The sequence below is a fragment of the Saccharothrix sp. AJ9571 genome, from assembly GCF_021725495.1.
GTDB classification, from domain to species: Bacteria; Actinomycetota; Actinomycetes; order Mycobacteriales; family Pseudonocardiaceae; genus Amycolatopsis; species Amycolatopsis magusensis.
The window spans coordinates 8,965,206-8,987,613 of record NZ_CP091382.1; the positions used below are offsets into that span (position 1 = coordinate 8,965,206).

The following is a 22,408-nucleotide window of genomic DNA, read 5'->3' on the forward strand; positions in this document are numbered from 1 at the left end:
CCACGCACGAGGTCAGGGCCGATTTCCAGGCACCTGACGGCGCGTCCGCCAGCTCAGCGGGCACTTTCCGGCTTACAGTCCAGAGCGTGACCGCGATGACGCATGCGCCCGACCTCTTCCGTGAGGCGGTCGCTGCATTGGACTCCGTGCGCCCCCGTCCGGAGGTGGTCCTCGAGCCGATGCGCGCCCCGCGGCGGCTGGCACCCTGGGCGTACGCGCTCAGCTGCGAGGTCACCGGCCCGGCCGATGTGCTGGCGTCGGGCAGATTGGTGCTGCTGCACGACCCCGACGGCCAGGAGGGCTGGAACGGGGTGCTGCGCATGGTCGTCTACGTCCGGGCCGAGCTCGACCGCGAACTGGCCACGGACCCGTTCCTGCCGGCCGTGGGCTGGTCGTGGCTGACCGACGCGCTGGAGCACACCGCCGCCGCGTACACCTCGCTCGGCGGCACGGTCACCGAAACCTCGTCGGCCCGCTTCGGCGACATCGCCGGTCCCACGCGCACCGATGACCTGGAACTACGGGCTTCCTGGACCCCGGAGGACGCGGAACTGCGCTCGCACGGCGAGGCCTTCGTCCAGCTCATGGCCAGCGTCGTCGGCCTGCCGCCGGTGGGTGTGTCCCTGTTCGAGCAGCGGTCCAGCTCGGGTTAGGGCTGGCGCGGAGCGCTCCGTTGAGGGTGGCGGTGGGCGACGGGAGGGCTCAGTAATTACGCCATTCGTCCTTGGCGTACTCCAGCACTCGCGGCTGCATCAACGAGGACGAAGGCACGTTGGGAATCCGCCGCCGGTCCACCGGGAAGATCCCGGCCGCGCGCAATGAATCGTTGTCCAAAGAGCGCAGTGCCGGGGCGGTCGGGGAAAGCCGCAGTGGGGGTTCGGTGTCCGCGGTCGCCAGGTGGAAACCCCAGTCGCCGAAGCTCGGTACGGATGTGTAATAAGGCACCGTCCGCAAGCCGACCCCGCGCAGCGAAGACTCGACGCACCAGTAGGAACGCGGCGCGAAGTACGGCGAACCGGCTTGCACCACCAGTCGTCCGCCGTCGGCCAGTGATCGCCGGACCAGCGCGTAGAACTCCACCGAGTAGAGCTTCGCCGTCGCGGTGGAGTCGGGATCGGGCATGTCGACGATGACCGCGTCGAACTGGGGGACGTTGCCGCGCAGCCAGGTGAACGCGTCGGCGGTGATCACCTGCACGCGCGGGTCGTTGAACGCGTCCTGGTTCAGCGCCAGCAGATCTGGCTGGGAACGGGCCAGCCGCACCACTTCCGGGTCCAGTTCGACCAGCGTCACCTGCCGGACGTCCGGATAACGCAGGACTTCACGCAGGCCGAGGCCGTCCCCGCCGCCGAGGATGAGCACGCGTTCGTGCGGCCCGGACAGCACCGGGTGCACCAGCGCCTCGTGGTAGCGGTACTCGTCGACCGAGCTGAACTGCAGGTCGCCGTTGAGGTAGAAGCGGACGTCGGCCGGTCCGCCGAGGTTGACCGACTCGGTGAGCACGATCTCCTGGTACGGCGTGCGCTCGGCGTGCACCACCGGGTCGGCGTAGAGCGCTTGGCGCGCGGAGAGTTCGAACTGCCCGGCGAAGGCGAAGGTGGCGGCGAGCAGCACGGTCACGCCGACCGCCGCCGCCGAGAGCACCACCCGCGTGCGCCGCCGCAACCGCTTGCGGAACACGGTCAGCACCAGGCCCAGCCCGGCGATCGCGTTCACCGCGCCGACCAGCAGCGCGCCGCGGACCTGGCCGAACACCGGCAGCAGCACGAACGGGAAGGCCAGCCCGCCGAGCAGCGCGCCGACGTAGTCCGCGGCGAACAGGTCGGCCACCGCGGAACCCGCGTCCTGCCGCCGGATCCGCTGCAGCAGCACCATCAGCAGCGGGATCTCCGCGCCGATCAGCATGCCGAGCAGCAGCGCGATCACCACCAGCGCGGGCACGTACAGGCTGAGCCAGGCGTAGGCGGCGTAGAGCAGGAGCACGCTGAGGCCGCCGAGCAGGGCGAGCGCGATCTCGATCCCGGCGAAGGCGGCCTCGGCGCGACGCTGGAGCGGCTTGGCCAGCAACGCGCCGACGCCCATCGCGAACACCATCACCGACAGCACGATCGACGCCTGGCCGACGGTGTCGCCGATCAGGTAGCTGCCGAGCGCGACCAGCGCCAGCTCGTAGACCAGGCCGCAGGCCGCGCAGACGAACACGGCGAGCAGGACCGCGGCCCTGGCCAGCCGGGTGCGGGGCGCTTCGGTACTCGTCCCGGTGGCGGCGTCCGTTCCGGTGGCGGTCACGTGATGGCGGCCGCGATGATCGCGCTCACCGCGACGTGCACCGAGGCCGAGACCCACACCGCCGGGTGCGGCTCGGGCCGGGCCAGGATCTCGCCGAGCTTGCCGGGCGTGGCCAGGTCGAGCAGCACGAACGCCACCGACATCAGCGCGAGCCCGGCCAGGCCGAAGACCACGGTGGACATCAGCCCGGTGACCAGGTCGGTGTCACTGGTGACGATCGCCGTGGTGACGATGACGCCGACGCCGAGCAGCCCGGACGCCAGCAGCACCGAAGCGTTGCGGTTGCCCTGCACCCAGATCAGCTCGCGGAGCTTGCCCGGCGTGGCGAGGTCCACCAGGACGAAGCCGAGGGCCATCAGGACGGTGCCGACCGCGCCGTAGGCCAGCGTGGCCAGCAGGCCGAGAACGAGTTCGGACATGGTCGCCTTTCAGTTCGAAGGTGGGTTCGGTGGTGGCTCAGCGACCGGCGGGCGGCGGCTGGTGCGGCGGATACGGCGGCGGCTGGTGCCCAGGCCACGGCTGCTGCGGATACTGCGGACCGCCCTGCTGCGGAGGCCACGGCGGTGCTTGCCCGGGCTGCTGCGGGAACCCGCCGCTGTGTTGAGGCGGCCCGCCTTGCTGCGGCGTCTGCCCGGTCTGCTGTGGGAATCCGCCGCCGGGCTGAGACGGCCCGCCTTGCTGCGCTGGATACTGCGACTGCCCAGACTGCTGCGGCGCCTGCCCAGACTGCTGCGGAAACCCGCCGCTCTGCTGCGCCGGGTACTGCGGCGGCGCCTGCCCGGACTGTGGTTGGCCGGGGGCGGGTGTCCGCGGTCCCGTCGGCGATGGCCCGGTCGCGTCCTTCTTCTTCGCCCGTGCCCTCATCCAGAAACCCACCAGGACGCAGAGCAGAATCCCGGCACCGAGACCCGACAACGTCAGCGTCGTGCTCAACGGGAAGTCCGAACTACCCGCCCGGCCGAGCGGCTTCGGCACCGGGCGGTCCGCCGGTGGTGGCGTCGGCACCGCCTCCAGGCCGCCCGATTCGATCATCAGCAGTGGCAGCCCCAGTGCCGCGTGGCCGGTGCCGCCGACCGGGTCCTCGACCAGGCTCGGCGCGTTCACGCCGAGCCGCGCGAAGTCCTCCTGGCGGGGGAAGGTCGAGCGCCGGAAGTCCGGCGAGCCTTCGACCTGCACGCTCACCGCGTCCAGCGACTCGCTGCTGTCGCTGGTGTAACCGACCGCCACCCGCGTCTCCAGCCACCGCGGGCACGTGTTCGCCGGCACCCCAGGACCACGGCTCGACCCGACCTGCGACTTCTTCGTCGAGCCGTCTTCCAGGTTGTACCCGAAGCAGATGCCGTACGCCTTCTCCAGTTCGGCCAGGCCGGTGGTCAACTCCTGCGCCGCGTCCGGGGTGAAGGTGGGCAGCAGCCCGCCGTCGTACCGGGTGGTGCTCGAGTAGCCGGTGGTGTCCGCGTTGTGGAACTCCCCCGGCCCCGGCGGCGACGCACTGCCGATCTCGCTGACCCCGGCCCACACCGCGGCCCCCACGACCAGCACGACCAGCAACCAGACGCAGCCGGGCTTGCCTTCCTTCTTCTTCTCGTTCATTTGCCCGCCCCCGGTCCGCGGCCGCGGAAGTCACCGCCGTGGGTGGAGGTCCAGCCCCACGACCCGCTGGTGTGCCCGCCGTAGCGGCGGTAGGCCCGCTCGGCATCCATCACCTGGATGGTCGAGCCGGTGCCCCGCGGGGTGATCACCACCGCGTCCGAGGAGTACCGCAGGTAGATGCCCGAGTTGTCGGCCGACTGCGCCAGCGGCTTCCAGTCGGTGACGATCAGCGTGGACACCGCGCTCGGCTTGTCCGCCGAGGTGTAGGAGCGCACGTCGTCGTCGAAGTCCTGCGAGGTGTCGCGGTCGAACTCGTTGTCCACGAAGTTCGCCACGCTCGTCCCGCCGAAGAACAGCAGGTTCACCGCGATGATCAGCGCGATCACCGCCAGTATCCCGCCCAGCACGAACCACAGCCGGTATTTCACGTCTTCCTCTTCCCCAGTCCGTCCCGGTCAGTTTCCGGGCGGGTAGATCCGCACCTCGTACCGCGACAGCACCTCGCCGCGGCTGACCTCCCACTTGCCGCCGTCGCCGTAGGACTCCAGCGAAAGCCGGGCGTCGTCACCGGCGGCGTAGTCCTGGTAGTGGACCGTGCCCTCGGCATCGAGTCCGGTGGTGCCCTCGGCGGTGTACGCGGCCGTGCCCGACTCCTGGTGGCGGTAGGTCCGGCCGTCCAGTTCGATGGTCTTCCCCGGGGTCACCGTCACGCCGGTCAGCGTGGAGAACAGCACGAGTTCCAGGTCCGGGTCCTCTTCGACGGACAGCCAGAACCGCTTGCCCGCCGGGTTCTCCACCAGGTGCTCGGCCCACGACCAGCCGTCCTCGCTCAGCCGGAGCGTGCCGCGCACGGCGAAGGATTCGCCGCGGATTTCGGCGATCGCGCCGGGGCCGAGGGTGCGCGGGTCGCCGCGAACCGCGTCCACGTCGGCGGAGCCGAAGGGATCGGTGCCCGCGGCCTGTTCCGCCGGTGCCTTCCGGCCGCGGCGGGCCAGCAGCACGCCGACCACGACCAGCGCCACCAGCACCAGGACGAGCAGCACCACCACAACGACGTCGATCATTCGAGTGAACCCCCATAACGCCGGGCGATCGCGAGTGGATCCGTCCCCGTGTCCGCCCGGCGGACCGCGCACACTTTAACCAGCCGGCGGGCGTCGTGTGGGCGGTTTGCCCGGAGTGGGACTCGGCGGATGGCGGAAGGCCCCGGCCGCCGTCCGCGCGGGTCCTCGCGGAGCCCCGGTCCGTCACACTACGAAATCACGATACGAGCGTTATGTCCGGTTCATCCCATTTTGCCCCGTTGTTCGGCGGCCAACTCACACTCGCGGTAGGCCTCGGCATCCGGCCGCAGGGCTCCCCCGACCGGCCGTAGCGGCGGCTCGCGAGTACGCGTCAGAGTGTTCCTCTGCGGATGCACGTAGCGAATGCACGCCCATCCGGGTGGCAGCAATCTCTGTTCATCGCCGGTCTCCACAGATCCGTTAGCCAGTTACGCATTACTGCCCCGATCGTGTGACTGCAACGTCACGGAGTGACGACTCGATCCAGATCCGTACCCGTTCGATCCCCCCACTGACCCTCTCGGGCGGCTAGAGTGCCTTCGACGACACCACTTTCGGTCTAAAGCTGGCGCGGCTGATTGGCCGAAAGTCCCGGTGCCGGTCGGGGGGCACGACCGACTCCAGGGAGGTAGTGACGTGGCTGCCGTCGGCTTATCTCAGGCCGTCCGTTCCACGCCAGCCGGTGCTTTGCCGACGAGCATGGTTCCGCACCCGCGGGAAGAACTTTTTTCCGTACTGGTGGTCGATGACCACCCGTTGTTGAGGGAGGCAATCGCAGCAAGACTCGCACAGATGGGTGCGGGCACGGTTCACGAGGCCGCCACGGTGGCCGAGGCGAGGGCAAGGGCGACGGCCACCGGGCCGTGCGACCTGGCAATCCTCGATCTCGGCCTGCCCGATGGCAGTGGCATCGAGCTGGTTACGGAACTCCGTAGCCATGGCTGGCCTCGCGTTGTCGTGCTCGCGTCCTCGGACGACCCGTACGCGGTTCGTTCGGCGTTCCAGGCGGGCGCTCAGGCATACCTGCTCAAGTCCGCGTCGCCGGTGGTCGTCACCGACGGCGTGCGCAGGGTGCTCGAGGGCGGCGTTTACGCCGACCCGAGCGTCGCTCCGGTCCTGGCCACCGGCACGAGGGTCGCCGGCACCGACAACACCCCGCGCGAGCTTTCCGCTCGCGAGGTGGAGGTGCTGCAACTCGTGGCCGACGGCCAGTCCAACAAGGAAATCGGTGAGGAGCTCAGCCTCTCCGCGCTCACGGTGAAATCCCACCTGTCGCGGATCGGCCGCAAGCTCGGCACCGGTGACCGGGCGCAGATGGTCGCACTGGCCATGCGCGCGGGCGTCATCCGCTAGTCAGGGCTCTGCCACGGTAAGGGCCGACCAGGCGCGGTCGGCCCTTACCGTAGGGTCATGGAGTGGATACCGCTGATCAAGACGGCGTGACGCCCGATTCGCCGGCCCCGATTCCGCTGACGGAACCGGCCGAAGGTACCCCCGGGGTCATCGCCGACCCCGAGGCGCTGGCGCACGCCTGCGCCCGGATCGCCGATGGCGAAGGCGCCATCGCGGTGGACACCGAGCGGGCCTCCGGTTACCGCTACTGGCCCAAGGCCTACCTGGTGCAGTTGCGCCGGGAGGGCGTGGGCTCCTTCCTCATCGACCCCATCCCGCTCAGCGGGCAGCTGGGGCCGCTCGCCGACGTGCTCAACGGCGCCGAATGGGTGCTGCACGCGGCTTCCCAGGACCTCCCCTGCCTCGCCGAGCTGGACCTGCGGCCGACGACGCTGTTCGACACCGAGCTGGCCGGGCGGCTGGCCGGGTACGACCGCGTCGCGCTCGGCACGCTGGTCGAGAAACTGCTCGGCTACCAGCTCGAGAAGGGCCACAGCGCGGCCGACTGGTCCCGCCGCCCGCTCCCCGTCGACTGGCTGAACTACGCCGCGCTCGACGTGGAACTGCTGATCCCGCTGCGGGAGAAGCTCGAAGCCGAGCTGGAGGCGCAGGGCAAGCTCGACTGGGCCCGGCAGGAGTTCGAAGCGGTGCGAACCGCTCCTCCGCCCGCTCCGCGGGCCGAGCCGTGGCGCCGCGTGTCCGGCATCCACAAGATCCGCTCCCCGCGCGGCCTGGCCGCGGTCCGGGAGTTCTGGCAGATCCGCGACGAGATGGCGCGCAAGCGCGACCGCGCGCCCAGCCGGGTGCTGCCGGACAGCGCGATCGTCAGCGCCGTGCTCGCCGATCCGAAGACCACCGCCGAACTGCAGGCGCTGCCGGTGTTCAGCGGCCGCGTCCAGCGCAAGTTCGCCTCGACCTGGCTGCGGCCGTTGCAGATCGCGCGCTCGCTGCCCCGCCAGGAGCTGCCGCTGCCCGCCCAGCCGACAGACGGCCCGCCGCCGCCGAACCGCTGGGCCGACAAGGACCCGGACGCCGCCGCGCGGCTGTCCGCCGCCAGGGCCGCGCTCACCGCGCTGGCCGAGCACCACCGGCTGCCGGTGGAGAACCTGCTGCTGCCCGAGCTGGTCCGCCGCACCTGCTGGCGCCCGCCGGAGAACCGCGACGAGAGCGGGGTCGCCGAGGTGCTCGGCGCCGCCGGGGCCCGGCCGTGGCAGATCGAACTGACCGCGCCCGCGCTGGCCAAGTCGCTCACGGCCAAGGCCGACAACAAGGCCGAAAGCAAAACCGAGAACTAGACCCGGGAGCACTCGAGGGCGGCGGCCCGGAGCAGGTCGAGACCGGCCGCCCGGACCGAGCCGCTCGCGCCGGGCAGGCCCGCGAGCCGGAGCACGGCGTCGGCGCCGTGGCGGGCGTGGGCTTCCACGTCCAGGCCCGGATCGTCGCGGCGGGCCGTGGCGATGCTCTCCACCAGGCCGAACGCCAGGCTGGTGCAGATGCCCAGTGACCGGGGTTCCGCGCCCGCTTCGGCGATCAGCGCGCGGTAGCAGTGCTTCAGCTCGGCGCGCGCGGTCCGGAAGTCGGCCAGGTTCAGCGCCTTGACCTCGGGCAGCAGGCACAGCACGCCGAGGTTGTGCCGGGCCAGGCCGAGCGTGCGGATGTCGGAGTAGCTCAGCGCCCACAGCCGGACTTCGGCCGGTGCCAGCCCGCCCAGCAACTCCCTGGCCACCGCCAGCGACGGGTCGACCGTCTCCGCGAGCAGGGCGGCGAGCAGGTCCTCCTTCGCCGGGAAGTGGTAGTAGATCGAGGCCTGGCGCAGCCCGGCCAGTTCCGCGATCGCGCGGGTGGTCGTGGCGGTGTAGCCGGTGGTGGTGAACAGCTCCGCGGCCGCGTCGAGCACCGCCTCGCGGGCGTCGTGCCTGCTCGCCGACTCGCCGCTGGCCCGCGGCCTGCCCACCGCACCCGAATTCCGCACGCTGGAATGGTGACAGGTGCGGCGCGGGTGGGCTGGATCGACCCAGTTGAACAATGGTCTATACCTATCACCCGGCGCCCGCTAGCGTGGAATGGTCTGGACCACTATCCCGTCCTCGCGCAAAGGATCAGGCCATGCGGCACACCCCACGCCGGTTGCTCAGCGCACTCCTCTCCTTCCTCCTCGCGATCACCGTCTCCGCGGCACTGGGCAGACCCGCGGCCGCCGCGGGCCCCCTGACCGCGGCGTTCAGCCTCACCGGCACCACCGGCCAGTACCAGGTGACCAACACCGGCACGGCCGCGGTCTCGGGCTGGACCATCAGCTTCCGGCTGCCCGCCGGCGTCACCGCGACCAGCGGGGAACACGCCACGGTCACCCAGAACGGCACCGAGGTCACGCTCACCCCGGCCCACTACATCGGCACCCTGCAGCCGGGGAAGTCCACCTACCCGTACAACCCGGCCTTCCGGCTCAGCGCGGCGGCGACCCCGGCCGCGTGCCGGATCGCCAACGCCAACTGCGACGGTTCACCCGACACCCCGCCATCGGCGCCCGGCGGCGTCCAGGCGACGGTGAAGACCACCAAGACGGTGACGCTGTCCTGGTCCGCGTCGGCCCCCGGTTCCCTGCCGGTCGCGAGCTACGACGTGCTCAACGGGACCACCAAGGCCGCCACCGTCACCGGGACCACGGCGACGATCACCGGCCTGACCCCGAACACCGACTACTCGTTCACGGTGATCGCCAAGGACACCGCCGGTCTCGCCTCCCCCGCGTCCGCGCCGCTCGCCGTGCGGACGAACAACCCCGCCGACGACACCCAGGCCCCCAGCGCACCGGGTGGGCTGAAGGCGACCGGTGCCGACGCGGGCAGCGTTTCCCTGGCGTGGACGGCCAGCAGCGACAACACCGGCGTCGCCGCCTACGACGTCTACCGCGGTCCCGCCCTCGCCGCGACCGTGACCACCACCAGCGCGAAGATCAGCGGACTTTCACCGTCCACTTCGTACAGCTTCACCGTCCGCGCCCGTGACGGCTACGACAACACCTCGGCGCCGAGCAACAGCGTCACCGCGAAGACCGGGGACATCGTCGGCGGTTACGCGAAGATCGGCTACTTCGTGCAGTGGGGCATCTACGGCCGCCAGTTCTTCGTGCGCAACCTCGACACCAACGGCGCGGCGGCGAAGCTGACCCACCTGAACTACGCCTTCGGCAACATCGACCCGGTGAACCTGACCTGCCTGCAGGGCGTCACGAAGGGCACCACACCGAACCCGCAGGACCCGAACCAGGGCGACGGCGCCGGTGACGCCGAAGCCGACTACGGACGGCCGATGTCGGCGGGGCAGTCCGTCGACGGCGTGGCCGACACCGGCTGGGAGAAGCTGCGCGGCAACTACAACCAGCTCAAGAAGCTCAAGGCCAAGCACCCGAACCTGAAGGTGCTCATCTCGCTCGGCGGCTGGACGTATTCGAAGTACTTCTCCGACGTGGCCGCGACCGAAGCCTCGCGCAAGAAGTTCGTCAGCTCCTGCCTGGACATCTACATCAAGGGCAATCTGCCCGTCTACAACGGCGCGGGCGGGCCGGGCACGGCGGCGGGCATCTTCGACGGCATCGACCTCGACTGGGAGTGGCCCGGCGCGGAAGGGCACGCGGGCAACCACGTCAGCCCGGCGGACAAGGTCAACAACACCCTGCTGATCCACGAATTCCGCAAACAGCTCGACGAACTCGGGGCGCCGCAGGGCAAGCGGTACCAGCTGACCGCGTTCACCCCGGCCGACCCGGCGAAGATCGACGCGGGCTGGGAACTGGCGCCGGTGGCCAACTCGCTGGACATCTTCAACGTGCAGGGCTACGACTTCCACGGCGCCGGCAGCGACAACTCATGGGAGCCGAACCGGACCGGGCACCAGGGCAACCTCTACGCCGACGCCGACGACCCGTACAACTTCCACTTCAGCGTGGAGAACGCGGTCAAGCCGTACCTCGACGCCGGGGTGAGCCCGCGCAAATTGACCGTCGGGCTGGCGTTCTACGGCCGTGGCTGGCAGGGCGTCACCGACGGCGGCAAGGCCGGTGAGTGGCAGGCGGCCACTGGTGCCGCACCGGGCCAGTTCGCCGAAGAAGCCGGGACACGCGGGTATTCGAACCTGCTGGCGAGCGTGCCGAACTGCACGGTGCACCACGACGAGGCCGCGGTGGCGACCTCCTGCTTCACCGGCAACGGCGGGCAGTGGTGGACCTTCGACGACGCGTGGGCGATCGGGAAGAAGACCGCGTGGATTAAGAGCAAGGGCCTGCTGGGCGCGATGATCTGGGAGATGTCGGGCGACACCGGGGTGTTGATGTCGGCCACCGACAACGGTCTCAAGTGAACCAACGTGAAAATGCTTCGTAGAAAGGACTGTGAACAGTAGACGCACCGCCGCCGCGTCCCTCGCGGGCGCGGCGGCCGCCACCCTGATGATCGCGCTGCCGTCCACCCCGGCCAGCGCGCACGGCACGCTGTCGAACCCGCCGAGCCGGGTCTACACGTGCAAGGAAGAGGGCCCGGAGACGCCGGAATCGGGCGCCTGCAAGGCCGCCGTGGCCGCGGGCGGCACGCAGCCCTTCTACGACTGGAACGAGGTGTCGCTGCTCGACGCGGGCGGGCGGCACCAGGAGGTCGTCCCCGACGGCAAGCTCTGCAGTGCCGGGCGGGCGAAATACCGTGGTCTGGACCTTCCGCGCGCGGACTGGCCCGCCACCTCCGTCGCGCCGGGGCCGCTGACCGTGACCTACCACGCGACCGCGCCGCACGCGAACAGCAACTTCGAGTTCTACGTGACCCGCGACGGCTGGCGCCCCGACCAGCCCCTGCGGTGGGCCGACCTGGTGCCACTGGAATCCTTCGAAAACCAGAACCCCACCACGTTCACCGACTGGACGGTGACCCTGCCGCAGCGCAGCGGACGGCACATCCTCTATTCGATCTGGCAACGGGTCCAGGGCAGCGCGGAAGCGTTCTACACCTGTTCCGATGTGGACTTCGGCGGCGGCACGAACACCCCGGCACCCGAGCCCGAGCCGGAAGTACCGGTGGAGCCCGAACAGCCGGAAACCCCGCAGCCGGAGGAACCCCAAGAACCCCAGCAGCCGGAACAACCGGAGCAGCCGGGCGGGAGCTGGGCGGCGGGCACCACCTACCGCGTCGGCGACCAGGTCACCTTCGACGGCGTGACCTACCAGTGCCGTCAGGCCCACACCACCATCACGGGCTGGGAACCCCCGGTCGTGCCGGCGCTGTGGCTGCCGGTGTGATGCGGTACGCCCGCAACACCCTCGCCGCATTCGCGCTCGTCCTGCTGAGCGCGTGCAGCCCGTCCGGTGCGACCGAACCCGCACCGGGTGAGCCGACTCCGTACAACGCCGCGGACATCGAATTCCTGCAGGCGATGGTGCCGCACCACGAGGAAGGGGTGCGGATCGCGGTGCTGGCGGAGCGGTCGGATCGAGAGGAGGTGCGGCTGCTCGGCGGGGCGATCGAGGCGACGCAGATCGCCGAGATCGAGACGATGTCGAAGCAGCTGAACGACTGGCGGCAATCGGCCACCCCGCCACCGGACGCCCCCCACCAGCACGAGGAGCGGCCCAGCACGGCACCCGCCGAACTGGGCGCGCTGGAGCAGGCCACCGGAGCCGAGTTCGACCGGCGGTTCCTGAACCTGATGATCGCCCACCAGGACGACGCCACCCAGCTGGCCCGCCAGGAGTCGCTCACCGGGCAGGACCCGGCGACCAAGGAGCTCGCCGGGCGCATCGACCGCTCCCGTACCGCGCAGATCGAGCAGATGCTCGGCATGCTCGGCTAAGCGGCCTCGGAAGCCCGCTTGCGTGGTCTCCGCCACTCGACCGGACCACAGCGCTGGTTACCGACGGGTAACCAGCGCTATGGTCGCGGGTATCCCAGTACCCGAACCGAGTGAGGAGCACCCGTGACAGCACGAGCAGTGCGCAATGTGGCTTTCGTCGAGGGGGTGCGCACACCGTTCGGCAAAGCAGGCGACAAGGGCATCTACGCGGGTACCCGCGCCGACGACCTGGTGGTCAAGGTCATCAGGGAACTGCTGCGGCGGCACCCGGAACTGCCGCCGGAGCGGGTGGACGAGGTCGCCGTCGCGGCCACCACGCAGACCGGTGACCAGGGGCTGACCATCGGCCGCACCGCGGCCCTGCTGGCCGGGCTGCCGAAGTCGGTGCCCGGCTTCGCCATCGACCGCATGTGCGCCGGGGCGATGACCGCGGTCACCACCACCGCCAGCGGCATCGGGTTCGGCGCCTACGACATCGCCATCGCCGGTGGCGTGGAGCACATGGGCCGCCACCCGATGGGCGAGGGCGTGGACCCGAACCCGCGCATCATCGCCGACAAGCTGGTCGACCCGACCGCGCTGGTGATGGGCCAGACCGCGGAGAACGTGCACGACCGGTTCCCGGAGATCACCAAGCAGCGCACCGACGCCTACGCCGCGCGCAGCCAGGAGCGCTACGCCGACGCGGTGAAGTCGGGCAAGATCGGCCCCGAACTGGTGCCGGTGGCCACCCGCCACGCCGAGCTGGGCTGGGGCCTGGCCACCGAGGACGAGCCGCCCCGCCCCGGCACCACGGTCGAGCAGCTCGCCGGGCTGAAGACCCCGTTCCGGCCCCACGGCCGGGTCACCGCGGGCAACGCGGCCGGGCTGAACGACGGCGCCACCGGTGCCATCCTGGCCGCCGAGGACGTGGCCACCGAGCTGGGCCTGCCGATCGGCATGCGGCTGGTCAGCTACTCCTTCGCCGGTGTCGAGCCCGAGGTGATGGGCATCGGCCCGGTCCCAGCGACGGAAAAGGTCTTCGCCCGCACCGGCCTGTCCATCGACGACATCGGCCTGTTCGAGATCAACGAGGCCTTCGCCGTGCAGGTGCTGGCCTTCCTGGACCACTTCGGCATCAGCGAGGACGACCCGCGGGTCAACCAGTGGGGCGGCGCGATCGCCTGCGGGCACCCGCTGGCCTCGTCCGGGGTCCGGCTGATGACGCAGCTTTCGCGGCAGTTCGCCGAGCGCCCGGACGTGCGGTACGGCCTGACCACCATGTGCATCGGCATCGGTATGGGCGGCACGGTCATCTGGGAGAACCCGGCTTGGGAGGGGAACAAGTGATTTCCGCAGCAGAGGCGAAGGCCGCCTTTCCCGACGAGGTGGTGACCCGCGCGGTCACCCGGCTGATCACCGTGCCCGGGCTCGACGGCCGGGTCGCGCTGATCACCATCGACAACGGCCACGACCACACCCGGCCGTCCACCTTCGGCCCGCAGAGCCTGGTCAGCCTGAACTCGGCGATCGACGAGGCCTTCGCGGCCGAGCCGGTGGCGATCGCGGTGACCGGCAAGCCGTTCATCTTCGCCGTCGGCGCGGACCTGTCCGGGGTGGAGCAGATCGCCGGGCGCGACTTGGCGCTGCAGATCGCGCAGACCGGGCACGACGTGTTCCGGCGGCTCACCGAGACGAAGATCCCGACCTTCGCCTTCGTCAACGGCGCGGTCATGGGCGGCGGACTTGAGCTGGCGCTTTCGTGCCACTACCGCACGCTGTCGGAGAACACCGCGGCGATCGCCTTCCCCGAGGTCTTCCTCGGGCTGTTCCCCGGCTGGGGCGGCACGCAGCTGCTGCCGAACCTGATCGGGCCGGACGCGGCGGTCACCGTCACCATCGAGAACGCGCTGAGCCAGAACAAGATGCTCAAGCCGGCGCAGGCCGCGCAGCTGGGCATCGTGGACGAGGTCTTCGGCTCGGCGGACTACCTGGAGCAGTCGCTGTTGTGGCTGGCGAAGGTGGTGCGTGGCGAGGTGACCCCGGCGCGGCGCGAGATCGACCGCGGCGAGGGCTGGGACCAGGCCGTCGCGCGTGCCAAGTCCATTGTGGACGGCAAGACGAAGGGCGCGTCACCGGGCGCTTCGAAGGCCGTGGAACTGCTGGAACTGGCGCGGGCCAACGATCTCGACCGCGGGTACGCGGCGGAGACCGAGGCGCTGGCCGACGTGCTGATGACCGACACGCTGCGGGCCGGGCTGTACTCGTTCAACCTGGTCAACAAGCGGGCCAAGCGCCCGGCCGGGGCGCCGGACCGGTCGCTGGCGCGGCCGGTGAACAAGGTCGGCATCGTCGGCGCGGGCCTGATGGCCAGCCAGCTCGCGCTGCTGTTCGTGCGGCGGCTCAAGGTGCCGGTGGTGCTCACCGACATCGACCAGGAGCGCGTGGACAAGGGCGTCGGCTACGTGCACGGCGAGATCGACAAGCTGCTGGCCAAGAAGCGGCTCTCGCCCGACGCGGCGAACCGGCTCAAGGCGCTGGTGTCCGGCTCGCTCGACAAGGCGGCCTTCGCCGACGCGGACTTCGTCATCGAGGCGGTGTTCGAAGAGCTGGGCGTGAAGCAGCAGGTGTTCGCCGAGGTCGAGGCGCACGTGAAGCCCGAGGCGATCCTGGCGACGAACACCTCGTCGCTGTCGATCACCGAGATGGCGTCGAAGCTGGCGCACCCCGAGCGGGTGGTGGGCTTCCACTTCTTCAACCCGGTCGCGGTGCTGCCGCTGCTGGAGATCGTGCGCGGCGAGAAGACCGACGACGCTTCGCTGGCCACCGCGTTCGCGGTCGGCAAGCAGCTGAAGAAGTCGAGCGTGCTGGTCTCGGACGCGCCGGCGTTCGTGGTGAACCGGCTGCTCACCCGGTTCCTCGGCGAGGTGCTGGCCGCGGTGGACGAGGGCACGCCGTTCGAGGTGGCCGACCGCGCGCTGGACCCGCTGGGCCTGCCGATGTCGCCGCTGACCCTGCTGCAGCTGGTCGGGCCGCCGGTGGCGCTGCACGTGGCGGAAACCATGCACGCGGCGTTCCCGGACCGGTTCGGCGTGAGCCAGAACCTGGCGAAGTTCGTCGAGGCACGCAAGTCCGCGGTGTGGCAGTGGGACGACAAGGGCAACGCCACGGTCGACCCCGAGGTCGCCGCGCTGTGGGAGCAGGGCGATCGCCCGTCCACCGAGGAGCAGTTGCGGGAGCGGGCGCTGTCGGTGCTGGCCGAGGAGGTGCGGATCATGCTCGACGAGGGCGTGGTCGCCGAAGCGCAGGACATCGACCTGTGCCTGATCCTCGGTGCGGGCTGGCCGTTCTGGCTCGGCGGCATCACGCCGTACCTGGACCGGAGCGGGGTCTCGGAGAAGGTCAACGGGAAGCCGTTCCTGGCGCCCGGGGTCGCTTCGGTGCCCTCGGCGTAGGTTCTCCCGGCCTACTACGCGATGTCATACGACGTCGCGTAGTAGGCTGCGCTCCGGCGGGAGCGAAGGAGATCGCGCTTGATGAACGTGCTGTACAGCACCCTGGTGGTGCTGCACCTGGTGGGCATGGCAGGCATCCTCGGCGGGGTCGCCGGGGAACTGATCGCGAAGCGGACCGGGGTGCCCACGCTCGTGCTGCACAGCTCGGGCCTGCAGGTACTGACCGGCGCGGCACTGGTGGGCATCGCTTCGAGCGGCCTGGTCGCCGTGGAACCGAACAACGTCAAGGCCGCGGTGAAACTGGTGATCGCGCTCGTGGTGCTGGTGATCGCCTTCGAAGCCCACAAACCGGACCGGCTGCCACGGGCGGGCCTGCCCGTCGTCGGGGCCCTGGCCCTGCTGAACGTCGGCGTCGCCGTCTACTGGTGACCCCGCGAACGTAGAACTCGCCTGCACGAACGTAGAACTCGGCTGCACGAACGTAGAACTCGGCTGCGGGAGTGTGGGACTCGCCGGTGCGGCCCGCCCCGGCGAGTCCCACGTTCAGGCACCCGAGTTCTACGTTCAGGAAGCTGAATTCCACACTCGGGAAGCCGAGTTCCACGTTCGGGGCGCTGGCGGGTGCCGTGAAAGCCACATTCACGGCATGGTCAGTCGCCCAGGGGGTTCAGTTTGGCCGGGTCGCCGTTGAAGGCGAACAGCAGGAGGTCCGCCATGCCGAACCGGCCGTCCGTGCCGAAGCGCGGGCGCCAGTCGGGTTCTCGCAGGATCGAGTGGCGGGCGGCGTCCATGCTGCGGCTGAACACCTCCGCGACGATCCTCGCCCCGACCGCGCCCAGTTTGCCGCCGTTCACCTCGGCTTCGCGCAGGACGTAGAACCACAGCGGCGTCCGCGCGGCCAGCGACTCCCGGTGCTCCTCGCTCAGCGCGCTCAGGTCGGCGCCCTGACCGTCCCCGGTCAGCAACTCGTCCCTGGTCAGCTCCTTCACGCCGAACAGGCCCGCCATCTGCTGCCCGGAAGCCAGCTTGACCATGTTCGCCCGGATCAGGTTGCGGTAGGCCAGGTTCCGCTGGATGTCGTCCGGCGCCAGGCCCTGCCCTCGCCCGGCGAAGGTCCCGGCGGGCAGCGTGGCGAGCGGGTTGGTGAGCAGCGTGTCGATCCGCCGCGCCAGGTTGCCCTCACCTTCGGGCACCCCGAGATCCGGCCGACCGGCACCCGGGAAGTCGTGCAGCCGCCGCCAGTCGACGATCCAGTTGGTCGGCAGCCGCAGGAAGGTGCCCGCGTTCGGGTCGTCGAGGTCGGCCGGGTTCCCGGTCGGCGACAGCGTGCCCGAGGTGCCGCTGAAGATGAACAACTGCAGCATGGTGGCGATCCCGGCGTCCGCGCCGGCCCGGAAGAACCGGTTCCACTGGTACGTCGCGCGCGCCATGCTGTGCCCGAGCCGGAACGCCGCCACCGAGAACTCGATCGGCATGGTCGCCGCGTCGTGCGCGTCCGGGGCGGGCTCGAAGAACTTCCGCCCGGTGGTGAACACCTCGCCCACCACGGCCGGGTCGGCGATGCGCGGCAGGTAGTCGGTGCGCAGCAGCCACTGGTAGTGCTTCACGACCTCGGCCCTGGTCCGGTCGAACAACTGCGGTGTGGGCACGCCCTCGGCGGCCAGCACGTCGGCCACCCGGTTGTGGAAGTGGATGAACGCCAGGTGCGTCTGCGCCACGGCCAGGTTCTCGTCGTTGCGCGCGTCCGGGATGACTGCCGCGCGCTCCTCCGCCTTGGTCTCGCCGGTGCCCTTGCGCGGCAGGTCGAAGCCGGTGCGGTTGTTGTTCGCCCCCTCCAGCGGCACGGCGGCGGTGGTGCCCACCTTCAGGTGCACGCCGTCGGTGTAGAGGTGGGCGTCGCGTGCCGGGCCGCGGCCGTACAACGCGTCGAGGTCGAGCGCCGGTGAGCGCCCGGCGATCAGGTCCTCCAGCGAAACGTCCTCACCGAGGTCCACCGCGGTGCGGTCGAGGGTGAGGTCGTGGTCGACGAACTGGCCGAGGTAGGTGAACCCGGCGGGCACCGGCTCCAGCGCGGTCTCCCCGGCGGTGTCCTGCTCGACCGTCATCGCCGCGGCCAGTTCCTGCTGCAGCGCCGGATCCACCGGCTCGCCCACCGGGCCGAGCCGGGAGAAGCGGAACCGCCGCAGCTCGGAACGGGCGGACGGGCGGCTGCTCATCGGATTGCGTTCGGCGTCGAAGGAAAGATCACCTTCGCCGACCACGTAATAGCTTTCCCGTGAATGACGGTGCATATCTTCAATCCCCCTCGGATTGACGAATTCGGCATCTCCCCAATGCCGATGTCACCGAGCGTACCACCGCCGACCGAGCGGATCAGTCCACTGAACGGAAGACCGCTTCGTGATCGAGAAAGCGCCCAAGATCGTCGATCTCGGCCCGGATACCGGAAAGCACGTCCTCGGCGAGCGGGCCGAACGGGTCGACCCGCACCTCGACAACCTGCTTTTTCCTTTCCTGGCGCCAAGTTCCGACGACCCGGCCGTTCACCAGCACGGCCGGCATGATGAACCCGCCACCCGCCTGGATCCGGCGATCAAATTCGGGCGCGACGGCGAGTTCACGACTCCGATAGCCGAGCAAATACGTGTCGAAATGGCCGAGCAGGCGCACCGACAATTCACCGGGGACCGGCGCGGCGGCCTCGATCGGACCGGCGGCGAATCCGGCGCGCGCCTGCCGGAGGGTCAGCCCGGACCAGGCCGCGAAATCCTCGACGGTCGCCGGTGCGTAAGCGGACAGATAACGGGACGCCAGCCGAGCCAGTGCTTCCTCTTCCGGCAATGTCCGAAGTGGACAAATCCACTCCCGGAAGAGCGCGTAGGTCGGTTCGTCACCGAGGTCGGCGCCGCGGCAGACCACCCCGGTCATCGCCGCGAAGCCGATCAGGTGCGCGGGCGCCTGCGACTTCGGGTCCAGCACCACTCCGTGCTCCGCCAGGGCGGTGACGATTTCCTTGCGCGGCAACGACTTCCCGGTCAGGATCGCCTCCAGCGCGGCCACCCCGCGCGAGGTGGTCTCCTCGTCGAGCCCGAGCTGGCGCCGCCTCGACCTGGTCGCCGCCGCGAACCGCGGCCCGAGCAATCCGACGATCCAGCCCGCGTCCTCGGCGGCCAGCATGTGCAGTGTGCCGCGCATCGCCCAGGTCCGGACCACCGCGCCCGAAGCACAGGCGGCGTCCACGTCGGCGGCGGTCAACCCGGCGGACCGGACGCGCACACCCAGCCGGTTGGCCCGGATGTCCTGCGCCTGCAACGCGACCACCTTGCGCACGACCTCGGCCACACTCCCGGCTCGCGCACCCGCGAGCCCCTGCGCGTGCGCCCGTGCGAGCAGCACCTCGGTCACGTGGGCACCCCGACGCGGTTCAGCGCCGGAAGGTGCACGGTCACCGAAAGCCCGCCGCCCACCACGGGTTCCGCCGAAACCGCCCCGCCGTGCGCCTGCACCGCCGCCCGCACGATCGACAACCCCAGTCCGGCGCCGGTCCGTGCCGTGCGCGCCACGCCTTCGCGGCGGAACGGCTCGAACAGCTCCGCCACCGTCGCCGGGTCGACCAGCCCGCCGGAGGACCGCACGCGCAGGGTGGTCCACCGCTGCCCCGGCTGGGTCACCGCCTCGATCCAGCCGCCGTCGACGTTGTGCCGCACCGCGTTCTCCAGCAGGTTCCCGGCGATCCGCTCCAGCAGTGCCGGATCCCCGACGGAGTACGACGGCACCAGCTGGAAGTCGGTGCGCAGCTGCCTCCGCTCGGCCTCCCGGTACACCGCGTTCCACGCGCTGCCGACCACCGCGGCCAGGTCCACCGGCTCGGTCGGGCCGACCCCGGCGCCGTCCGTGCGCGCGAGCAGCAGCAGTGAACTCACCAGCTGCTCGGCGCGTTCGGTGGCGTCGCGGACCACCCCGGCCATGCGGCGCAGCTCGGCCTCGTCGGCGTGGTCGTCGGCCAGCGTGACGTCCAGTTCGGTGCGGATCACCGCCAGCGGGGTCCGCAGTTCGTGGCTGGCGTTGGCGACGAACCGGCGCTGCGTGTCGAACGCGGTCTGCAACCGGTCGAGCATCGCGTCCAGGGTCGCGCCGAGTTCACCGAGCTCGTCGCGGGCCCCTCGGGCACCCCGGCCGCCGATCCGCTCCCCCATCGACTCGACCGACAGCCGCCGCGCGGTGCCGGTCATCTCCCGCAGCGGGCGCAGCACCCGCGAGGTGAGCGTCCACGAGAGCACGGCCGTCGCCGCGACCACGCAGCAGAACGCCACCGCCCCGGCGATCAGCACCTTTTCGCGCGCGTGCTCGCGCAGGTGCGCGGCCAGCACGGAGGCGTCGACGTCCACCCCGTCGACCCGGACCTTGCTGCCGGGTGGCATCTGCGGCACCGCGGCCACCGAATCCCCGACCAGCGACCAGGCCAGGTAGAGCAGGACCACGCTGACCCCGGCGGCCAGCGCGGTCGACAACAGCGTGATCCGGGCGCGCAGGCTCCACGCCGGGATCAGCTGGACTCGCCGGTTCACCCGTGACCGGCACCGGGTACCCGGTAGCCAGAACCCACCACGGTCTCGATGATCCCAGGTTCTCCCAGCTTCTTGCGCAGGGTCATCACGGTGACCCGCACGGTCGTGGTGAACGGGTCGGCGTTCTCGTCCCAGACCCGCTCCAGCAGTTCCTCGCTGCTGACCACCGACCCCCCGGCGGCGAGCAGCACCTCCAGCACGCCGAACTCCTTGCGGGTCAGCTCCACCGGCCCGCCGGCGCGGCTGACCGTGCGCTTGGCCGGGTCGAGCCGGACGTCCCCGGCGACCAGCAGCGGCGGCGCGGCCGGGGTGGCGCGGCGGCCCAGCGCCCGGACCCTGGCGACCAGTTCCGGGAAGGCGAACGGCTTGGCCAGGTAGTCGTCGGCACCGAGGGACAGCCCGGCCACCCGGTCCTCCACCGTGCCGCTGGCGGTCAGCATCAGCACCCTGGTCAGCTCACCGGATTCGACGATCTCCTTGCAGAGCTCGTCACCGGACATGCCGGGCAGGTCCCGGTCGAGCAGGACCACGTCGTACCGGGTAATGGTGGACTTCTCGTGGCCCTCGTCCCCGGTGAAGGCGACGTCCACCGCCATGCCCTCACGCCGCAGGCCTCGGGCGATGGCCTCGGCCAGGGGTTCTTCGTCTTCGACTACCAGAATCCGCACGGATCCACAATCCCACACGTTCCTGAGAGTGACCTGATCGGACACGGGGCGTTCAGTGCCCGGCCCACCGCAGGGCGAACCACAGCTCCATCCGCGTTTCCGGATCCGCGAGGTCGACGCCGAGCACCCGCTCCACCCGGCCGATCCGGTGCCGGACGCTGTTGCGGTGCACGCCCAGCGCCGAGGCGGTCCGGTCCCAGCCGCCGTGGTGCGCCAGCCAGGTGCGCAGGGTGTCCAGCAGGCTGTCGTCACCGAGGGCGCGGAGCGGGGCGAGCGTGCGCTCGGCGTAGTCGGCGGCGTGCCCCCGCGCGACGAGCGCGGCCAGGCCACTGCTCTCGGCCAGCACCGGACGGCCGAGCACCAGTGCGCGCTGCTCGAGCGCGGCCAGTTCGGCGGCGGTGTCGGGCAGGCGCTCGGCGGGGTGGGGCGCGCTCACCACGACCAGCCAGCCCGCGGCGAGCAGTTCCTCCCTGGCACGGGCGTCCGGCTGGTTCCGGACCACCGCGGTGAACCGCGGCCCCGGTTTCAGCTCGACCAGCGGCGTGTCGAGCCGGGTGCGCAGCCAGTCGTACCCGGCCGCGACATCACCGGGACCGGCGCCGTGGGCCGTGCCCGCGACCACGCGGTACTCGCCCCCGCCCAGGAGGTCTTCCAGTGGTGCCGCGGGCGTGCGCTCGGCGAGCACCAGCGCGGTGACCGCGCCGCCGAGCCCGGCGGTGTCCGAACCCGCGCGGCTGGCCAGGCCGAACAACGCCGCGCCGACCGCCACGATCGCCCGGTCGGTGCCGTCGAACCGCGCGCGCCTGCCGACCACCACCAGGTGCGCCGCGGTGGCCTGCGGGTAGACCGGCTGCGCCACCACGAACGTGCCGTCGGGCAGTTCGGTGGTGGCGCTGCGGATGCCGGACCCGCCACGCAGCCGGGCGAACAGCTCGCCCAGTTCCGGCGGGAACGGCACCGGGACCCCGTGTTCCGCGGCCAGCGCGTCCTTCTGCCCGACCAGCGCGACCCAGCCGGAGACGTGCTTGGCCAGCCCGCGCGCCAGTTCGGCGAGCCCACCGGCGGCCGCCCTGGTGAGCGCCTCCCGCGCCTGGGTGATCCGCCGCTGCTCGCGGTGGGTCGCCTCGGCCAGCGCCACCGCGACCACGCGGTTCACCGCGATGAACGGCGTGCGCACCCCGATCACCAGCAGCGGCAACCCCGCGCGGGCGCAGGCGCGGCGCAGGGTCTCGGGCAGTTCTTCGTGCAGCGGCGGCGTGATGCCGAACCCGAGCGCGGTGATGCCCGCGGCCCGCAGCCCGCGCACGTACCGGTCCACTTCGGACTGCTCGGCTGGCAGGTTGACGCCCGCGGTGAGCAGCAGCTCCTCCCCCAGCAGGTACGGCGAAGGATCGCGCAGCTCGCACACGTGCGCCCAGCGGACCGGCAGGTCGAGCGCGCCCGGCCGCAGCGTCTCGCGGACCGCCTCCACGGACAGCTCCGGGTTGCCGACGACCGCCTGTAACGGAATGTTCACCGGAGTGCCGATGGTTTCCGAGTTCCTGGACATAGTGGCCAGAGAGTAC

20 protein-coding genes are annotated in these 22,408 nt (G+C 70.9%); 9 read left to right on the forward strand and 11 right to left on the reverse strand.

What is annotated here, in order from left to right:
• Nucleotides 1-86: 86 nt before the first annotated feature.
• The gene (locus L3Q67_RS40560; RefSeq protein WP_499186711.1) at nt 87-653 is read left to right on the forward strand and encodes a DUF3000 domain-containing protein; all 567 of its coding nucleotides are present in this window, start codon (nt 87-89) and stop codon (nt 651-653) included.
• Nucleotides 654-702: 49 nt separating this feature from the next.
• Here the strand turns inward: L3Q67_RS40560 and L3Q67_RS40565 are convergent, their stop codons facing one another.
• From L3Q67_RS40565 to L3Q67_RS40585, 5 genes are read right to left on the reverse strand one after another with little or no spacing between them, the layout of a single operon-like run.
• Nucleotides 703-2,289, reverse strand: a complete 1,587-nt coding sequence (locus L3Q67_RS40565; RefSeq protein ID WP_499186712.1) for a spermidine synthase — start codon at nt 2,287-2,289, stop codon at nt 703-705.
• Entirely contained in the window at nt 2,286-2,708 is a 423-nt protein-coding gene (locus L3Q67_RS40570) for a DUF350 domain-containing protein (RefSeq protein WP_499186713.1), read from the reverse strand. Before L3Q67_RS40570 ends, L3Q67_RS40565 begins: the two co-directional genes overlap by 4 nt.
• 37 nt (nt 2,709-2,745) lie before the next feature.
• The gene (locus L3Q67_RS40575; RefSeq protein ID WP_499186714.1) at nt 2,746-3,882 is read right to left on the reverse strand and encodes a hypothetical protein; all 1,137 of its coding nucleotides are present in this window, start codon (nt 3,880-3,882) and stop codon (nt 2,746-2,748) included.
• On the reverse strand, nt 3,879-4,310 hold the full coding sequence (locus L3Q67_RS40580; protein ID WP_499186715.1) for a DUF4247 domain-containing protein: 432 nt from the start codon (nt 4,308-4,310) through the stop codon (nt 3,879-3,881). The genes L3Q67_RS40575 and L3Q67_RS40580 overlap by 4 nt, the downstream gene beginning before the upstream one ends.
• 27 nt (nt 4,311-4,337) lie before the next feature.
• Nucleotides 4,338-4,946 carry a DUF4178 domain-containing protein gene (locus L3Q67_RS40585; protein WP_499186716.1) on the reverse strand — a complete coding sequence of 203 codons (609 nt, stop codon included), beginning with the start codon at nt 4,944-4,946 and terminating at the stop codon, nt 4,338-4,340.
• A gap of 636 nt (nt 4,947-5,582) precedes the next feature.
• Between L3Q67_RS40585 and L3Q67_RS40590 the strand changes: the two genes are divergently transcribed.
• Together L3Q67_RS40590 and L3Q67_RS40595 are read left to right on the forward strand one after the other, a co-directional pair.
• Nucleotides 5,583-6,299 carry a response regulator gene (locus L3Q67_RS40590; protein ID WP_499186717.1) on the forward strand — a complete coding sequence of 239 codons (717 nt, stop codon included), beginning with the start codon at nt 5,583-5,585 and terminating at the stop codon, nt 6,297-6,299.
• A gap of 62 nt (nt 6,300-6,361) precedes the next feature.
• Nucleotides 6,362-7,633, forward strand: coding sequence for a ribonuclease D (locus tag L3Q67_RS40595; RefSeq protein ID WP_499186718.1), 1,272 nt, complete (start codon nt 6,362-6,364; stop codon nt 7,631-7,633).
• Here L3Q67_RS40595 and L3Q67_RS40600 read toward each other — a convergent pair.
• Nucleotides 7,630-8,310: a TetR/AcrR family transcriptional regulator gene (locus tag L3Q67_RS40600; RefSeq protein ID WP_499186719.1), complete on the reverse strand. Its 681-nt coding sequence runs from the start codon at nt 8,308-8,310 to the stop codon at nt 7,630-7,632. The genes L3Q67_RS40595 and L3Q67_RS40600 overlap by 4 nt on opposite strands.
• 134 nt (nt 8,311-8,444) lie before the next feature.
• Here L3Q67_RS40600 and L3Q67_RS40605 point away from each other — a divergent pair, with 134 nt between their 5' ends.
• The 6 genes from L3Q67_RS40605 (at nt 8,445) to L3Q67_RS40630 (ending at nt 16,036) form a co-directional block, all read left to right on the forward strand.
• Nucleotides 8,445-10,697, forward strand: coding sequence for a glycosyl hydrolase family 18 protein (locus L3Q67_RS40605; protein WP_499186720.1), 2,253 nt, complete (start codon nt 8,445-8,447; stop codon nt 10,695-10,697).
• 31 nt (nt 10,698-10,728) lie between these two features.
• Nucleotides 10,729-11,622, forward strand: coding sequence for a lytic polysaccharide monooxygenase auxiliary activity family 9 protein (locus L3Q67_RS40610; RefSeq protein ID WP_499186721.1), 894 nt, complete (start codon nt 10,729-10,731; stop codon nt 11,620-11,622).
• Nucleotides 11,607-12,173: a DUF305 domain-containing protein gene (locus L3Q67_RS40615; protein WP_499186722.1), complete on the forward strand. Its 567-nt coding sequence runs from the start codon at nt 11,607-11,609 to the stop codon at nt 12,171-12,173. Before L3Q67_RS40610 ends, L3Q67_RS40615 begins: the two co-directional genes overlap by 16 nt.
• Nucleotides 12,174-12,311: 138 nt before the next feature.
• Nucleotides 12,312-13,502, forward strand: a complete 1,191-nt coding sequence (locus tag L3Q67_RS40620; protein ID WP_499191759.1) for a thiolase family protein — start codon at nt 12,312-12,314, stop codon at nt 13,500-13,502.
• Nucleotides 13,499-15,607 (forward strand): fatty acid beta-oxidation multifunctional protein, encoded by a 2,109-nt coding sequence (locus L3Q67_RS40625; protein WP_499186723.1) that lies wholly within the window; start codon nt 13,499-13,501, stop codon nt 15,605-15,607. The genes L3Q67_RS40620 and L3Q67_RS40625 overlap by 4 nt, the downstream gene beginning before the upstream one ends.
• 81 nt (nt 15,608-15,688) lie before the next feature.
• The gene (locus L3Q67_RS40630; protein WP_499186724.1) at nt 15,689-16,036 is read left to right on the forward strand and encodes a hypothetical protein; all 348 of its coding nucleotides are present in this window, start codon (nt 15,689-15,691) and stop codon (nt 16,034-16,036) included.
• A gap of 221 nt (nt 16,037-16,257) precedes the next feature.
• On the opposite strand, the gene L3Q67_RS40635 is transcribed toward L3Q67_RS40630, so the two are convergent.
• The 5 genes from L3Q67_RS40635 to L3Q67_RS40655 form a co-directional block, all read right to left on the reverse strand.
• Nucleotides 16,258-17,898 (reverse strand): peroxidase family protein, encoded by a 1,641-nt coding sequence (locus L3Q67_RS40635; protein WP_499186725.1) that lies wholly within the window; start codon nt 17,896-17,898, stop codon nt 16,258-16,260.
• An 82-nt stretch (nt 17,899-17,980) separates the two neighbouring features.
• Nucleotides 17,981-19,012, reverse strand: coding sequence for a winged helix DNA-binding domain-containing protein (locus L3Q67_RS40640; RefSeq protein WP_499186726.1), 1,032 nt, complete (start codon nt 19,010-19,012; stop codon nt 17,981-17,983).
• Complete coding sequence (locus L3Q67_RS40645) at nt 19,009-20,175, reverse strand: HAMP domain-containing sensor histidine kinase (protein ID WP_499186727.1); 1,167 nt, start codon at nt 20,173-20,175, stop codon at nt 19,009-19,011. The genes L3Q67_RS40640 and L3Q67_RS40645 overlap by 4 nt, the downstream gene beginning before the upstream one ends.
• Entirely contained in the window at nt 20,172-20,843 is a 672-nt protein-coding gene (locus L3Q67_RS40650) for a response regulator transcription factor (RefSeq protein WP_209665750.1), read from the reverse strand. Before L3Q67_RS40650 ends, L3Q67_RS40645 begins: the two co-directional genes overlap by 4 nt.
• A 52-nt stretch (nt 20,844-20,895) precedes the next feature.
• Nucleotides 20,896-22,359: a PucR family transcriptional regulator gene (locus L3Q67_RS40655; RefSeq protein WP_499186728.1), complete on the reverse strand. Its 1,464-nt coding sequence runs from the start codon at nt 22,357-22,359 to the stop codon at nt 20,896-20,898.
• Nucleotides 22,360-22,408: the final 49 nt, after the last annotated feature.

What these genes read in the sequence shown, in the direction of transcription:
- L3Q67_RS40570 (WP_499186713.1), bottom strand. Translation starts at nt 2,708, where the DNA reads ATGTCCGAACTCGTTCTCGGCCTGCTGGCCACGCTGGCCTACGGCGCG.
- L3Q67_RS40575 (WP_499186714.1), bottom strand. Translation starts at nt 3,882, where the DNA reads ATGAACGAGAAGAAGAAGGAAGGCAAGCCCGGCTGCGTCTGGTTGCTG.
- L3Q67_RS40585 (WP_499186716.1), bottom strand. Translation starts at nt 4,946, where the DNA reads ATGATCGACGTCGTTGTGGTGGTGCTGCTCGTCCTGGTGCTGGTGGCG.
- L3Q67_RS40605 (WP_499186720.1), top strand. Translation starts at nt 8,445, where the DNA reads ATGCGGCACACCCCACGCCGGTTGCTCAGCGCACTCCTCTCCTTCCTC.
- L3Q67_RS40630 (WP_499186724.1), top strand. Translation starts at nt 15,689, where the DNA reads ATGAACGTGCTGTACAGCACCCTGGTGGTGCTGCACCTGGTGGGCATG.
- L3Q67_RS40635 (WP_499186725.1), bottom strand. Translation starts at nt 17,898, where the DNA reads ATGCACCGTCATTCACGGGAAAGCTATTACGTGGTCGGCGAAGGTGAT.